The organism is Rhizobium ecuadorense (assembly GCF_001187535.1).
GTDB classification, from domain to species: domain Bacteria; phylum Pseudomonadota; class Alphaproteobacteria; order Rhizobiales; family Rhizobiaceae; genus Rhizobium; species Rhizobium ecuadorense.
In genome coordinates this window covers 1-267 of record NZ_LFIO01001695.1, presented here as the reverse complement: position 1 = coordinate 267, position 267 = coordinate 1, and the positions used below count along the sequence as shown (strand labels likewise).

The following is a 267-nucleotide window of genomic DNA, read 5'->3' as shown; positions in this document are numbered from 1 at the left end:
GAAATACTTCATCGACGAACGCGGCACCGAACCGCATTTCTTCACCGCCGAGGCAAGCCGCGACGGGCGCGATGTCTCCGAGTACCACCAGAAGACCTATGAATATGCGCAGGCGCATCAGCCGGTGCGCGCGCAGACAAAGGTCGTCGGCCACGCGGTACGCGCCATGTACCTCTATTCGGGCATGGCCGACATTGCCACCGAATACAAGGACGACAGCCTGACGGCAGCGCTGGAAACGCTCTGGGACGATCTGACGACCAAGCA

General features: G+C 61.0%; 1 protein-coding gene. It reads left to right on the top strand.

Annotation, left to right across the window (positions count from 1 at the left end; genetic code table 11):
* Positions 1–267, top strand: a 267-nt coding sequence (locus tag AF337_RS33055) for a beta-L-arabinofuranosidase domain-containing protein (protein WP_193393687.1), incomplete at both ends; no start/stop codon positions are given.